Raw genomic sequence first — 13,229 nt, 5'->3', positions numbered from 1 at the left:
CCGCCGGAATGGCTTTTGAGCAGGATGAGCCGCCCGCGAATTTCGACTGTCACGCTTTGCCGCACGTCGCCCGCCTAGGCCATGGGCTCGTTGTATTTGCCGAACCAGACCACGTCCCGGTACACGCCGGGGTCGGTGTCGCCCTCGGTGCTGAAGACCAGGACCTTGGAGTCTTGGTCCAGCTCCAGCAGCGCCTTGCAGTCCGCGTACTCCGGATTGCGCATGATCCGTTCCAGGACCCCGGCGCCCACGGCGCCCGACTCGCCGCTGACCACCGGGGCATCGCCCGGGAGCGGGTTGGCCAGGATACGCATTCCATTGGCCGAGGCCCACTCCGGGGCGCTGATGAACCCGAAGGCCAGTTGCTTGAGAATCTTGTTGGCCAGGGGATTCTGCTCACCGCAGGCGAGCCCGGCCATGATTGTGGTCAGATCCCCGGTCTTGGTCACATCCTCGCCCTTGAGGGCGCTCTGGTAAAAGCAGTCGGCCGCTTCGGCCTCGACGATGACGACCTTGGGGCATCGGTCCTTGTAGAGCGCGTACAGGGATTCGGCGATGGTGCCCGCGAAAGCGCCCACGCCCGCCTGGATGAAGACATGGGTGGGGACGGCCTCCCCCAGGTCGTCGAAGAGTTCCCGGGCGATGATCGAATAGCCCTGCATGATCCAGCGGGGCACGTCCTCGTAGCCTTCCCAGGCGGTATCCTGGATGACCAGGCAGTTCTTCTCGGCCCCCTTGCGCGCCACAAGGCGGACGGTCTCGTCGTAGTTCAGGTCCGTGACCGTGGCTTCGGCCCCTTCCCTTCTGATGTGTTCGAGCCGCGCCGCGGTCGTACCTTTCGGCATCCACACGGAAACCGGAAGCCCGAGCTGGCGGCCCATCCAGGCCACGCCTCGGCCGTGGTTGCCGTCGGTGGCCGCCAGCAGCTTCAGATGCGGCAGCCGCTCGCGGACGCGCTCCCTGAGCACTGGGAAGGGAAGAGCGGAAAGCGGTTCGCCCAACTCCCGGGCCAGCGCCTTGCCGATGGCGTACGAGGCGCCCAGCGCCTTGAAGGAGTTCAGGCCGAAGCGGCTGGACTCGTCCTTCACCCAAAGGGAGCCCGCGCCCATGAACCCGGCAAGCGAAACGAGCGAATGCAGCGCGCTCTTTCGGTACCCCGCGATGGAGCCATGGAACGCCTGGACCTCCTCAAAAAGACCGGCGTCGATGAGCCTAGGCTCGTAGGAGGAGACGTCCCGCTTCACATTCTTCAAACACTGTATTTTCACTCTGTCTCATCCCTGTATATTCGGTGATTGGCTCGGCGGAGGCTCGATCAAGCGGGATTCGGCGATCGCCCGTAAACGCCCGAGAAGGGAGTGACGCCTGTCGGCTCATCGCGCGGCCAGGCGGCGGCTGCCGAGCCAAGCTTCACTTAATTAATTTAGTCTGGCTAAACCCATTTAGCCCTCGAACTCTTCACCTGTCAATACGCCAAGGCACAATTACAGCAAATTTTCGTCTATTTTGTTAAACCAGACTAAATTACAAAGCAATCAAATACTATTTTTAACAAAATTAGCAAATTTATCCACCAGCTGATACCGCCATCAAGAGCACGATTTGCATTACGCAACGCTATCGGCATGGCCGAGACACTGCTGCTCCCCTTCCTCGGTCCCTCCGCTGCCCGCAACAGGCAAAAAGGCTGGTAGAAAACCTCCCAAGCCAAGGTAGTTAGCGGCAAAGCCGAAAGGAAAGGAACTTCGCTTCCATGAGTGCCGTAGAAAGGACACTCGGTGGATTTGCTCCGTTCCGCTCGTCTCGAACAGCCTCGCGGGAACACGCGGAGGAACTGGATAGGGGGAGTCGGGGGGGCGGGGATCACCGGGGCTCTCGCCCGGGTGAGGTCGGCGGATGGTGGGCGAGAGGATCGGGTCGACCGGACCTTAGTCCGATGCAAGGCCGCCGAAGCCGCCAGGCAATTGCCTACCGAAAGGAATATTCATTTTTTTCAGTCGACTACGGAGGGTGCTCGGATTCACATCCAGGAGTTCGGCCGCGCCTCCCTTTCCGTGAATACGGCCGCCGGAGCGGCGGAGGGCGTCCAGCATGTGGTCTCGAACACATTCATCCAGTGTCGGCACGCCCTGGGAGAGCCCGGAGGCATCCCCCTCCCCGGCCATGGAGGAGTCCTGGACGTGCGCGCGGGAGGCGCCGTGTCCGCGATCGGCGGCGAAATGCGGGTCCAGATGAACGCGAAAAGGGGCGCCGCAACTCAGGATCAGGGAGCGGTCCAGACAGTTCTCCAGTTCCCGCACATTCCCCGGCCAGTCGTAGCGGACCAGGCGGTCCATGTCCGATCCAATCGGCGGGGCGGCCGACCACCCATATTCCTGTGCCTTTTTCCGGACAAAGTATTCGGCGAGCACGGGGATGTCTTCCCTTCTATGCCGCAAGGGCGGCACCTCCACCCTGATGCAGTTGAGCCGGAAATAGAGATCCCGGCGGAACCGGCCGTCCCGGCACATGGCCTCCAGGTCGTTGTTGGTGGCGGCCACCACCCGGAAATCGAGGGGCACATCGCGGCTTCCGCCCACCCGCCGTATGGTCTTGTTCTGCAACACCTGCAACAGGCGCGTCTGCATGGCCGGGGGAAGCTCCCCGATCTCGTCCAGGAACACGGTGCCGCCGTTCGCCTGCTCAAAGAGGCCGATACGGTCGGAGCCGGCGCCGGTAAAGGCCCCTTTCTGATGGCCGAAAAGCTCGGACTCGATCAATGACTCCGGCAGGCTCCCGCAATTGACGTGGACGAATCCGGCGGCCCTGCGGGGGGAGAGATCGTGCAGACGTCGTGCCAGCGCATCCTTCCCGACACCCGTTTCTCCGGTCAGCAGGACGGTGTTACCCGTCGGCGCTACGGCGCTCAACAGCCTGTACACCATCCGCATGGCACTGGAGGGACAGACAAAGTGGCCTCCGCTTTCAGGGGCCACGGCGGAATCCCCGAGCTCATCGTGGGACCACACCCGCAGTGCGGACAGCTTGTTGGCCAGGCTCAGGGCGATGGGGCCCCGTATCTTCATGAGCAGGTCGAGCGTCGCGTCGGACAGGTGCGGGCCGGGCGTGTGGAAGGCCAGCATCCCGATGTGCCTTCCGTCCAGCCGGACGCGGCATTCGTAGAGGGAATGGCTCGTGGGAATGCAGGATGGAAGCGTGATGGCCATGGCGGGGAACTCGTTGAGCCGGTTGACGATATTCAGTTCCTTGCGCCTGTTGGACAGGAGGTAGTTGTGCAGCGCGTCCTGGACGGGTTGTTTTTGGCGGCATTCCTCACTATGGGATTTGCCCGCGTAGACCAGGCTGTAGACCTGCTTCTCCTCGGGCGCATGATGCCCGATGAACACGCCCTCGATATCGGTCCGCGCTTCCAGTAGCTTTTGCAGATGGGTAATGGCCAGCTGCAAATCCAAGGTCGAACACACCTTGTCGACTATGTTCTCGAAAAGTCTGTCGCTCATTTCATCTGCTATTTGATATTTCATTGCACATAACCATTTGCGAACAACTTCGTTGGTATTCTTTGACTGTGTGACTTCGCAAGTCAACTGCGATATTTCGCAAATCAACTGCCGCCCCTCGCAATCCGATTGCCGGAATATAAATTTATCTTATAATTACAGTTTATTACAAAATGGCACACTCGTTGCTTTTTGGAAACATTTGAGTGTGACGCAAGTGTTTTTTAACCCATCACAGTACCCGGAGGAGGGTCATGAGTAGAAAGATCAAACAACACGGCAAGCCCGATACGATGGGCCGTCGTGACATGCTGAAGGTGGCTGGTCTTGCCGCCGGTTCGGCCCTGTTGTCCCAGATTGCAACGAGCGAGGCGAAAGCCGCGCCGTCGACGTCCGACCAATGGGATCGCGAATTCGACGTCATCATCGCCGGCAGCGGTTTCGCGGGCTGCGCCGCGGCCATCGCCGCCAGAAGGGAGGGCGCCTCCACTCTGGTCATCGAAAAGATGTCGGTATTCGGCGGCAACTCGGCGATCAACGGCGGCGCCATGGCCGTGGCGGGTTCCGCGCTGCAAAAGGAGAAAGGCATCAACGACAGCGTCGAGCTGATGATGGCCGACATGCTCAAGGGCGGCCGGGGCACCAACCACGTCGATCTGCTGCGCGTCGTCTGCGCGGGCACGGCCGAGGCCTTCGAAATGACCAGGGAATTCGGCGTCAAGTGGAAGGACGTCCTGTTGCAGTTCGGCGGCCACTCGGTCCAGCGCACCTTCCAGACCGAGCACTTCACCGGCGGCGACATCACCATTCCCCTGATGAAGGGCGGCATCAGCCTCGGGGCCATCTTCAAGAACCGCTGCAAGCTGGAGGAGATCCTGACGGACATGGACGGCGGCATCGCCGGCATCGTCGTCCGGGAGGACTACTACTTTCCGGACGAAAACTCCGGCACCCTGCGCCGGTACAAGGTGAACCGGGGCTTCGTGGCCTGCACCGGCGGGTTCGGCAGCGACATCGCCTTCAGGAAGACGCAGAATCCGAGCCTGGACGAAAGCGTCGGCTGCACCAACCATCGCGGGGCCACGGCCGAATCCTTCAACGCCCTGCTCGAGGTCAACGCGGCCCCGGTCAACACCGGGTCCTTTCAACTCGGCCCCTGGGCATCCCCGGACGAAAGCGGCTTCGGCTACGCCCCGCAATTCAACCAGCAGGCGGCCTTCCCCTACGGCATCATGGTCGACATCCGCGACGGCCTGCGCTTTGTCAATGAAAACGCCGACCGCAAGACCCGCGCCGACGCCCAGCTCAAGCACTGCAAGGAAGCGGACGGCACCATCCATTATCCGGTGGCCTTCTGTTCCGAGCCCGGCACGGTCAAGTCGCCCACCGTCAAATACGCCCTCAAGGAAGGCGTCGCCTGGAAATTCGACTCCCTCGAAGCCCTGGCGAACAACTTCGGCATCCCCCTCAAGCCGCTTCAGGAGCAGGTGGACCGTTTCAAGCAATTCGTGGCCAACGGCAAGGACGAGGAATTCGGCAAGCCCATCTTCGGCTTCGACCGCGCCCTGTACCTCGACAAGCCGCCCTACTACGCCATGCGCGCCTGGCCCAAGGTCCACTTCTGCCAGGGCGGGGTGAACATCAACCCCCGGGCCGAGGTCACCCACATGCGGACCGGCCAGCCCATTCCCAAGCTGTACGCTGCCGGTGAAATCACCGGAGGCACCCACGGCGAGAGCCGGCTGGGCAGTTGCGCCATCGCAGAAACGCTGGTCATGGGCACCATCGCCGGCAAAAACGCGGCCAGAAACAAGGCCCGAAGCTGAGGGGGAAGAGAATGAAACGCTTGATGATCTTAGCCGCGACCCTGGCCATCGGCGCCGCCGCCTGGGGAATCGTCGCCACCGAGGGCCTTTCGCAGTCGCCCGAGGGCCAGACCGGCCCCAACGGCGAGAGCGTCGACGCGGTGGGGTACAACCCCTCCGCCGGGGCGCAACTCGCGGAATCGGTCCGCGTCATGCTGGGCGAACGCACGCTCAAGGACTATCACAAGAAAATTCACCAGAACGGAACCAACTGTCAGTTGTGCCACTCCGGCGAAGCGCCCACGTCTCCTCCGGACGACACCAACTGCATCCGCTGCCACGGCACCCCGGAGCAGATGGCCCAGGTCACGGCCAAGCTGGAACGCAATCCCCACAGCGCGCCCCACTACGGCACGAACGTGCCGTGCACGACCTGCCACAAGGAGCACCAGCCCTCCAAGGTGCTGTGCTCCGATTGTCATAGCTTCACTTTCGAAAAGTTCAAGAAGTAGGGAATGCCGTACTGGAGGAAATTGTGAAAACGTACCGTCATTGTATATATGTAGTAATGGCGCTCATGGTCTGCACGGCCCCGCTGCGCAGCGCCTGGGCGGATACGGGGGGCGGCGATCCGGCCCCTGTATCCGTAAGGGGAAGCGCGCCGCAATCCGCCGACGGGGCCTCGGCCGACACACCGGCCGCGCCCGCGCCGGCGCGGTTTCCCGACGGCGTCCGGCGCGACACGTGCCTCGGCTGCCACGGCAAGGCGGACCTTAGGGCCGTCACCGAGCGCGGCGCCGGGCTGGACATCCACATTCCGGAAAACGGGTACGACCGGAGCGTCCACGGAAGAATGGAATGCGTGGTCTGCCACGCGCCCAAAGCCGCGCCCGAGGACTTCGGAAAAATCCCGCACAACGTGAATCGCGAGGCCCTGCCCTCGTGCATGAACTGCCATGACAAGGCCTTCGACCACGTCCGGCGACAGATCGCCAAGAGCAGGCACTTTGAAAAGCAGGGGAGCAAGATAACCTGCACGGACTGCCACAACCCGCACACGCAGCGGCGAGTGACGGCCATGGACTCCTATTCCGCCTCCGTGGCGGACAGCAACCGGCCGTGCGTGGATTGCCACACCAGCGCCATCCACTACAAGGAACTTACCGGGAAGGCCGTCTACACGCAGGACCTCTCCCACGAGTTCCTCCCCTTCCGCGACCGCCACTTCGCCAGCGTCCGGTGCGTCGAATGCCATACCCCGGCGGACGGCGACGCGCAGGTGCACGAGATACAGGCCAAGGAGAAGGCCCTACGGGATTGCACGGCCTGCCACAACAAGGACGACTCCCTTCTCGTGTCCCGCATCGCGGGCTACACGGACAGCCGGAACGGCGGAGGGGCCTTCCTGGGCAAGGGGTTCTTCGACGACGCCGAACTCATCGCCAAGATGCAAAAGGCGAACATCGCCCCGGGCACCACCGGAGCCATTGTCAACCGGATCGTCCCCGAAGGGGAAATCATCGGGTCCTTCGGCGATGCCTACGTTCCCGGCCTGGGCCAGACATCCGCGCTGGACGGCAGGGCCAACCTCTTCCTACTGGCCGTCCTGGCCGCCCTGGTCCTGCACGGCCTGCTGCGCGTCTTCACCGGACGCGGGGCCGCCGAAAGGGATGTTCCGGGAGAGCGGATATACTCCCTGTGGGTGCGCATCCTCCACTGGATCAACGCGCTGCTCTTCCTGGTACTGTTCGCCACCGGCCTGAGCATCCACTTCCCCGGCGGCTGGCTGAGCCTGCCCATGGAGTTCAGCGTGGACGTGCATGACGTGGCGGGCGGACTGCTGACGGCCAACTTCGCGGTCTTCCTGCTCTACAGCCTGCTCTCCGGCGACATCGTCCAGTACATCCCGTTCAAACGGGGAACGGGACGCCGGTTCTGGCGGCAGATCCACTACTACCTGATCGGCATCTTCCGCGGCGACGACAAGCCCCATCACGTCAGCGCCAGCCAGCGCATGAATCCCGTGCAACAGCTGACCTACCTGCTGGTGTACTGCCTGGGCATGTTCGTCATGCTGGGCTCGGGCCTGCTCCTGCTGGTCCCCGAACTGGCCGCCAGGGTCGTCCCCTGGGCCACTCCCCGGGGCCTCGCCACGGCCCACTATGTGCTGGCCGCCTGCTATCTCGCGTTCCTCCTGCTGCACGTCTACATGACGACAACCGGAAAACGCGCGTTCTCATTGATCAAGGCGATGATTACCGGCCGTCACTTCGGCTAACCTTCACCAAAGCAGCGGCTCCCGCCTTTCCCGGCGGGGGCCGCACTCAGCCTTGTCCGGCGCATCGCGGGCGGAGGCAGACGCCCAATCGGCATATGGAGCGACAGATCGGCTTGGGATCCGAGGCCCTGCCCGAAAACGGGCATTTCGGGAGCGGCCCGTTCCGGGCCCCCGGCTCATCGCACGATCAGGTAGTCGGCGCCGTCCTGAAGCCAGCTGCCGTACACCTTGACCTGATAAACGCTAACCTCGTCGTCGCCCTGGGCGCGCAGGGTTATGTTCCGCGCGGGGCGACCGACCAGGACCTGATGCCACTTCCCGTTGCGCTTCACGTCGATGTCGCGGGCGACGAGCACGTCGTCGGCGTAGACCGAGACCAGGCCATCATGCTTTGTTCCGATGTTGTCGTCGGCAAAGAAGAGCACCCGATCGACCGCGGCCATGCGCTGCAAGGACAGGATGAGTTCGTCGAAGGAATCGCGGCCGCACTTGTCCCCGCCCATACAGTAGGCCCGTTCCGGGCGAAAGGAGAGGATCATGCCTTCGGCCACGTCGCGCTGCTCTTGCGCCTGCTCCCTTTGCCGCTCCTCTTCCAGACGCAGCCGCCGCCGCTCCAGTTCGTTCCGCTCGTCCTGCCTGCGCGCCTCGAGCCGCTGTTCCGGCGTGAGCCGGTCCCACTCCTCGTCGCTCATGCCCAACGGATGCGTGGCGCAGGCCGCCAGAAGCAGGAGCAGGGCGAACCGGCCAAAAACGCTGGAGAGCCTGAACACAAATCTATCGGATGCCATGGAGTCCGTCCTCGTCGCTTGAGCGCGTCGCGCTATTTTGGAATCGATATTCCAAAGCAGGTAAACAACTGTTTGACGCATTGTCAAACATCCGCATTCCTTCGCCGTGGCGGCGGCAATCCCGGACCGCATCGCCCCGCCCTCCACCGTCTCTTTTGAAAAACTTGAATCCCGGACTAAAACGGATACTTGACGGTGATATCGGCCCCAAGCTAAAGTTGATTCATTGTCCGAGTCCGGCTTCATGCCTGTACTTGTCCATGCTTGTCGGCTCTTCCGATCCGAATAGCGCCATACCCCAATTTGTTGCCCCAAAGGAGCATCGCCATGTCCAAGAAAGAAGTGGAACGCCTGCTGATCGCAGGCGGTGAGGATAAGACCGTAAAGACCAAATACAACGCCATCGCCACCAAGGAAGCCTTCGTGGAAACCGCCAAAGAGGACGGTTACGATTTCACGGCCGAGGAACTGGACGAGGTGCTCCAGGAGAACGGCGACGACTTCACGCGCACCGGCAACCCGCCCGCGCGCATGATCTGGTGGACCTAACAACGGTCGGCATATCAAAACAGTTTCGTCAGAGCGCCGGTCCGATCCGACCTCCGCTTTCTGAAAACGAACGCCCCGCAGGGACACATATCCCTGCGGGGCGTTTTCCTATTGAACGGCCTGGGGGCTCGGCCGTTTTTTTAGCGGTTAATCTCCCGGGTTGCGGATCCGGTGGAACATGGCGAAGAGCACGGGAACCACGATCAGCGTCAGGATGGTGGCGAACATCAGGCCGCCCATGATGGTCACGGCCATGGCCGAGAAGAACGGATCGAACATGAGCGGGAGCATGCCCAGTATGGTCGTGGCCGCGGCCATGGCCACCGGCCTGATCCTGCTGACCGCCGACTCCACGATGGCCAGGTACGGCGGCCTGCCTTTCATCAGTTCCAGCATGATCTGATCGAGCAGGACAATCGCGTTCTTGATGAGCATGCCCGACAGGCTCAGGAAACCCAGCAGGGCCATGAACCCGAAGGGTTGGCCGGAGGCGAGCAGGCTGGCGGTCACGCCGATGATGGCCAGCGGGACCGTCAGCCAGATGACGAGGGGATTGCGGATCTTGTTGAAGAGCAGGACCGTCATCAGAACCATGATGATCGTGGGCAGGATGACTCCCTTGGCCAGGCTCTGCTGCGCGTCGTTCGAATCCTCGTATTCGCCGCCCCATTCCATGAAGTAGCCCGTCGGCAGTTTTATCGCCTCGATGCGCGGCATCAATTCCGCGAGCAGCGTCGAAGGCAAGCCCTCGATCGGGTCACAGGAGGCCGTGATGGTCAGCATGCGGTTCCGGGAGCGGATAATGCCGAAGTCCATTTCCGTGCGCATCTCGGAGACGACCTCCTCCATGGGGATCATGCGCCCGGCCGTCGGGCTGAAGACCTGGACGTTGCCGAGTTCATGCACGTTGTTCCGCTCGTCGGCCGGCGGACGCAGGACGATGGGAAGCAGATTGTCGTTCTCCCGGTACACCCCGATCTGGGTGCCGTTGAAGAAGGTGTTCAGGGCGTCGGCCAGGGCCGGACGCGTGATGCCCGCCCGCTTGGCCGGCGTTTCGGAAAGGACCGGCCGGATCACCTTGACGGGCTGACGCCAGTTGTCGCGTATGGACCGGGCGTTCCCGGAGGCGTGCATGATCTTCTGGGCCTTAAGCGAGAGTTCGCGCAGGACCTTGGTGTCCGGGCCGCTGAAGCGGACCTCGATGGGGGCGTCCCGGCCCGGTCCGAGGCGGAACTTCTTGAATTTGGCCTCGGAGTCCGGATACTGCCTGTCGACCTTGTCCCTGTATTCGGCCAGGACGGCATCGACCTGCTCGTAATTCTCGACCTCGACCAGCAACAGCCCGTAGGACGAATTGGTCTTCTCCGGAGTATAGGTGAGGATGAAGCGGGGCGCGCCCTCGCCCACGAAGGTCGCCACCGACTTGACGCGCTCGTCCTTCATGAGCATGGCCTCGATTTCGGATATCTGCTCGCTGGTGTGGCGGATATCGCTCCCCTGGGGCAGCCAGTAGTGGAGGAAGAACCTCGGTTGGGTGGAGTTCGGGAAAAAGGACTGCTTGACGAAGCCGAATCCGTAGATCGATACCGCCAGCATGCCGATGAGCACCCCCACCGTCGTCAGACGGTGTCTCATGCAGGCCTCCAGGCACCGCCTGTAGAAGCGGAAGATGCCCCCGCCATAGGGATCCTCTTCGGCCCCGCGGGGCTTGGGATGGAGAAACAGCTTGCACAGAAGCGGGGTCACGGTCACCGCCGTCACCCAGCTCATGAACAGGGAGACGCACAGGACGATGAACAGGGAGTTGCAGAACTCGCCGACCGACTCCTCGCTCAGGCCGATGCCGGCAAAGGCCATGATCGCGATGACGGTCGCGCCCAGCAGCGGCCACATGTTCTGATCCACCACGTCGGCGCAGGCCTTAACGCGGTCCTCGCCCCCCTGATAGCGGATGAGGATGCCCTCGACCACCACGATGGCGTTGTCCACCAGCATGCCCAGGGCGATGATCAACGCCCCCAGGGAGATGCGCTCAAGGGCCACGCCGGCCATCTCGATGAAGATGAACGATCCGCAGATGGTGATCAGCAGGATCACGCCGATGAGCACGCCGCTCTGCAGCCCCATGAACAGGAGCAGGACCACGATGACGATGGCCACGGCCTCGGCCAGGTTGAGGGTGAAGGACGAGATGGCCTGCTCGACCCGTTTGGGCTGATAGTAGACCGTATTGATGTGCATGCCCACCGGGGTCATGCTCTGGAGTTCCTCAAGCCGCTGGTCGATGGCCTTTCCCAGCTCCACCACGTTGCCCGTGGAGATCATGGAAATGCCCATGGCCACGGCCGGCTTGCCGTCGAAGCGCATCACCTGCGAGGGCGTGTCCGAATACCCCCGGCTGATATCGGCGATCTCCTTGAGGGCCACGAGGTTGGTCCCGTCGGCATTGGCGATGAGCAGGTCGCCGAGGCTCTTCACCGTGGGCTTGACGCCCGTCGGCGAGATGCGGACGTATTCGGGCCCCACCCGCACGTTGCCCGCCGGGACCACGAGATTGCGCTGCGCCAGGGTGTCGGTCACGGCGTCCATGGTCACGCCCATGCGGCTCATGCGGGCGCGGGACATCTCGATATACACGTTCTCCTGCTGTTCGCCCCAAAGGCTGATCTTGGCCACGTTGTCCACGAGCAGGAGTTGCTTGCGCAGGTACTTGGCGAAGTCCTGAATGTCCTGCGTGGAGTACCCGTCTCCGCTGATGGACAGGAGAATGCCGTAAACGTCGCTGAAATCGTCCACGACCAGGGACGGTCCGGCTCCGGGAGGCAATTCGCCCTGCGCGTCGTTTATCTTGCGGCGCAGTTCGTCCCAGACCTGGGGCAGGGTCTCCTTGTCGTACTTCTCCTTGACTTCCACCGTGACGATGGACTGGCCGGGATTGGATTGGGAGCTCACCTTGTCCAGCTGCCCGAGCTGCTGGGTGGCGCTTTCTATGACGTCGGTGACCTCGTTGGCCACTTCCTCGGGTGTCGCCCCGGGGTAGTTGGTGATAACCAGGGCTTCCTTGATGGTGAAGTCGGGGTCTTCCAGCCTCGGCATGTTCATGAAGGCCGCGACGCCGCCAACGAGAAAGCATAGGGTCAGGACAAGGGTGACCGTGCTCTTTCTGATGGAATACTCGGCAATGTTCATTGACGGCCTCCGATGCGCCCTTTCAGGGTCTCCACCTTCTGCCCTTCATGCAGATAGTTCACGCCGGCCGACACCAGGGTCTCCCCGGGAGTGAGCCCCGAAGTCACCAGGGCCATGCCCAGATCGGAAATCCGCCCCAGAACCACTTCGCGCTTGCTGACCGTGTTGTCCTTGTTCAGGATCCAGACGTACTTCTCCCCTTTGGCGTCCCCGACGATAGCGTGAAACGGGACGCTGACGGAGGTGTCCGCGCCCGGCCCCTGCATCACCCCGCTGATCTCCGCTGTCATGCCGGGATACACGCCGGATTCCTCCGCGTCGTCAATGGTCAGGGTCACCTTGTAGGTCTGGGTGCCGGGGTCGGAGTTGGTCTGGTACTCCTTGAGACGGAGCGGAAACGTTTTGCCGGGAAGAGACTCGAAACTTGCGATATTGCTGGATTTTTCCTTATCCCCTTCGCTGAACGCCCGGACCCACACGTTTTCGGGCACGTCCACGACGATGTCCAGGGAGGAGATGTCTTCCAGATCGACGATGGACTCCTGGGCCTGAACGAATTCATGGTTCGAAATGTACCTTCTGGCGACGACCCCATCAAAGGGGGCGGTCAATTCCGTGTAAAGAAGGTTCAATTTCGCCCGGCGCAAGGTCTGCTCCAGGGAAAGCACTCTGGCCCGGCTGGTCTCGTAGTTGCTTTGCGCCGTATCGAAGGTGCTCTGGGAGACAATCTTTTCCTGAAGAAGGGTGCTGTTGCGCTGGATGTTGAGCTTGGCCTCCCGCAGGGTGGACCGGGCGCCGACCAATTGCGCCTCGTAGTCCGCCACGGCGGCGCGGTAGTCCCGCTGGTCCAGCATGGCGATCAGCTGGCCCTTGCGCACGAAATCGCCCTCGTTGACCTTCAATTCCACCACTTCGCCGGACAGGCGAAAGGCTAGGGTCGCCTCCTTGGAGGCCTTCACCTTGCCGGGGTAGGTCCGTGAATCCAATTGGACGGTCCCGTCCGTGGTGAACACCCGCACAGGGCGCACCGCCTCGGGCTTGACGACCTTCTCGCCGTCTCCGCAACCGGCCACAAAGATGGTCAACGCCAATATCAAAACAATATTTTTCATCATTTTCT

General features: G+C 62.3%; 9 protein-coding genes. 4 read left to right on the top strand and 5 right to left on the bottom strand.

Annotated elements, in window-relative coordinates:
- Positions 1-74 precede the first annotated feature (74 nt).
- Both BerOc1_RS14035 and BerOc1_RS14030 read right to left on the bottom strand, forming a co-directional pair.
- Entirely contained in the window at positions 75-1,268 is a 1,194-nt protein-coding gene (locus BerOc1_RS14035; protein WP_207503311.1) for a diaminopropionate ammonia-lyase, read from the bottom strand.
- A gap of 660 nt (positions 1,269-1,928) precedes the next feature.
- A complete protein-coding gene (locus tag BerOc1_RS14030) occupies positions 1,929-3,500 on the bottom strand; it encodes a sigma-54 interaction domain-containing protein (RefSeq protein WP_165610825.1) in 1,572 nt (523 codons plus the stop codon).
- A 254-nt stretch (positions 3,501-3,754) separates the two neighbouring features.
- On the opposite strand from BerOc1_RS14030, the gene BerOc1_RS14025 reads away from it, so the two are divergent.
- From BerOc1_RS14025 to BerOc1_RS18710, 3 genes are read left to right on the top strand one after another with little or no spacing between them, the layout of a single operon-like run.
- Entirely contained in the window at positions 3,755-5,326 is a 1,572-nt protein-coding gene (locus tag BerOc1_RS14025) for a flavocytochrome c (protein ID WP_084641572.1), read from the top strand.
- 11 nt (positions 5,327-5,337) lie between these two features.
- On the top strand, positions 5,338-5,817 hold the full coding sequence (locus tag BerOc1_RS14020) for a cytochrome c3 family protein (protein ID WP_084641569.1): 480 nt from the start codon (positions 5,338-5,340) through the stop codon (positions 5,815-5,817).
- 56 nt (positions 5,818-5,873) lie between these two features.
- Positions 5,874-7,583 carry a cytochrome b/b6 domain-containing protein gene (locus tag BerOc1_RS18710; protein ID WP_129586542.1) on the top strand — a complete coding sequence of 570 codons (1,710 nt, stop codon included), beginning with the start codon at positions 5,874-5,876 and terminating at the stop codon, positions 7,581-7,583.
- A 176-nt stretch (positions 7,584-7,759) separates the two neighbouring features.
- On the opposite strand, the gene BerOc1_RS19150 is transcribed toward BerOc1_RS18710, so the two are convergent.
- Positions 7,760-8,371: a LamG domain-containing protein gene (locus BerOc1_RS19150; RefSeq protein ID WP_165610824.1), complete on the bottom strand. Its 612-nt coding sequence runs from the start codon at positions 8,369-8,371 to the stop codon at positions 7,760-7,762.
- A 327-nt stretch (positions 8,372-8,698) separates the two neighbouring features.
- Here BerOc1_RS19150 and BerOc1_RS14005 point away from each other — a divergent pair, with 327 nt between their 5' ends.
- Positions 8,699-8,920, top strand: coding sequence for a Nif11-like leader peptide family natural product precursor (locus BerOc1_RS14005; protein WP_071546286.1), 222 nt, complete (start codon positions 8,699-8,701; stop codon positions 8,918-8,920).
- Between the two features lie 147 nt (positions 8,921-9,067).
- On the opposite strand, the gene BerOc1_RS14000 is transcribed toward BerOc1_RS14005, so the two are convergent.
- Together BerOc1_RS14000 and BerOc1_RS13995 are read right to left on the bottom strand one after the other, a co-directional pair.
- Positions 9,068-12,109, bottom strand: coding sequence for an efflux RND transporter permease subunit (locus BerOc1_RS14000; protein WP_071546285.1), 3,042 nt, complete (start codon positions 12,107-12,109; stop codon positions 9,068-9,070).
- Complete coding sequence (locus BerOc1_RS13995; protein ID WP_242653008.1) at positions 12,106-13,224, bottom strand: efflux RND transporter periplasmic adaptor subunit; 1,119 nt, start codon at positions 13,222-13,224, stop codon at positions 12,106-12,108. The genes BerOc1_RS14000 and BerOc1_RS13995 overlap by 4 nt, the downstream gene beginning before the upstream one ends.
- Between the last annotated feature and the right edge of the window lie 5 nt (positions 13,225-13,229).

It is taken from the genome of Pseudodesulfovibrio hydrargyri (assembly GCF_001874525.1).
In the GTDB taxonomy this organism is placed as follows: Bacteria; Desulfobacterota; Desulfovibrionia; order Desulfovibrionales; family Desulfovibrionaceae; genus Pseudodesulfovibrio; species Pseudodesulfovibrio hydrargyri.
This window is presented reverse-complemented; position numbering and strand designations above follow the sequence as displayed.

Bases quoted from the DNA above. Each gene is read 5' to 3' on its own strand.
- BerOc1_RS14005 (WP_071546286.1), top strand. From the start codon at position 8,699: ATGTCCAAGAAAGAAGTGGAACGCCTGCTGATCGCAGGCGGTGAGGAT.
- BerOc1_RS19150 (WP_165610824.1), bottom strand. From the start codon at position 8,371: ATGGCATCCGATAGATTTGTGTTCAGGCTCTCCAGCGTTTTTGGCCGG.
- BerOc1_RS14025 (WP_084641572.1), top strand. From the start codon at position 3,755: ATGAGTAGAAAGATCAAACAACACGGCAAGCCCGATACGATGGGCCGT.
- BerOc1_RS14000 (WP_071546285.1), bottom strand. From the start codon at position 12,109: ATGAACATTGCCGAGTATTCCATCAGAAAGAGCACGGTCACCCTTGTC.
- BerOc1_RS14030 (WP_165610825.1), bottom strand. From the start codon at position 3,500: ATGAGCGACAGACTTTTCGAGAACATAGTCGACAAGGTGTGTTCGACC.
- BerOc1_RS18710 (WP_129586542.1), top strand. From the start codon at position 5,874: ATGGCGCTCATGGTCTGCACGGCCCCGCTGCGCAGCGCCTGGGCGGAT.
- BerOc1_RS14020 (WP_084641569.1), top strand. From the start codon at position 5,338: ATGAAACGCTTGATGATCTTAGCCGCGACCCTGGCCATCGGCGCCGCC.
- BerOc1_RS13995 (WP_242653008.1), bottom strand. From the start codon at position 13,224: ATGATGAAAAATATTGTTTTGATATTGGCGTTGACCATCTTTGTGGCC.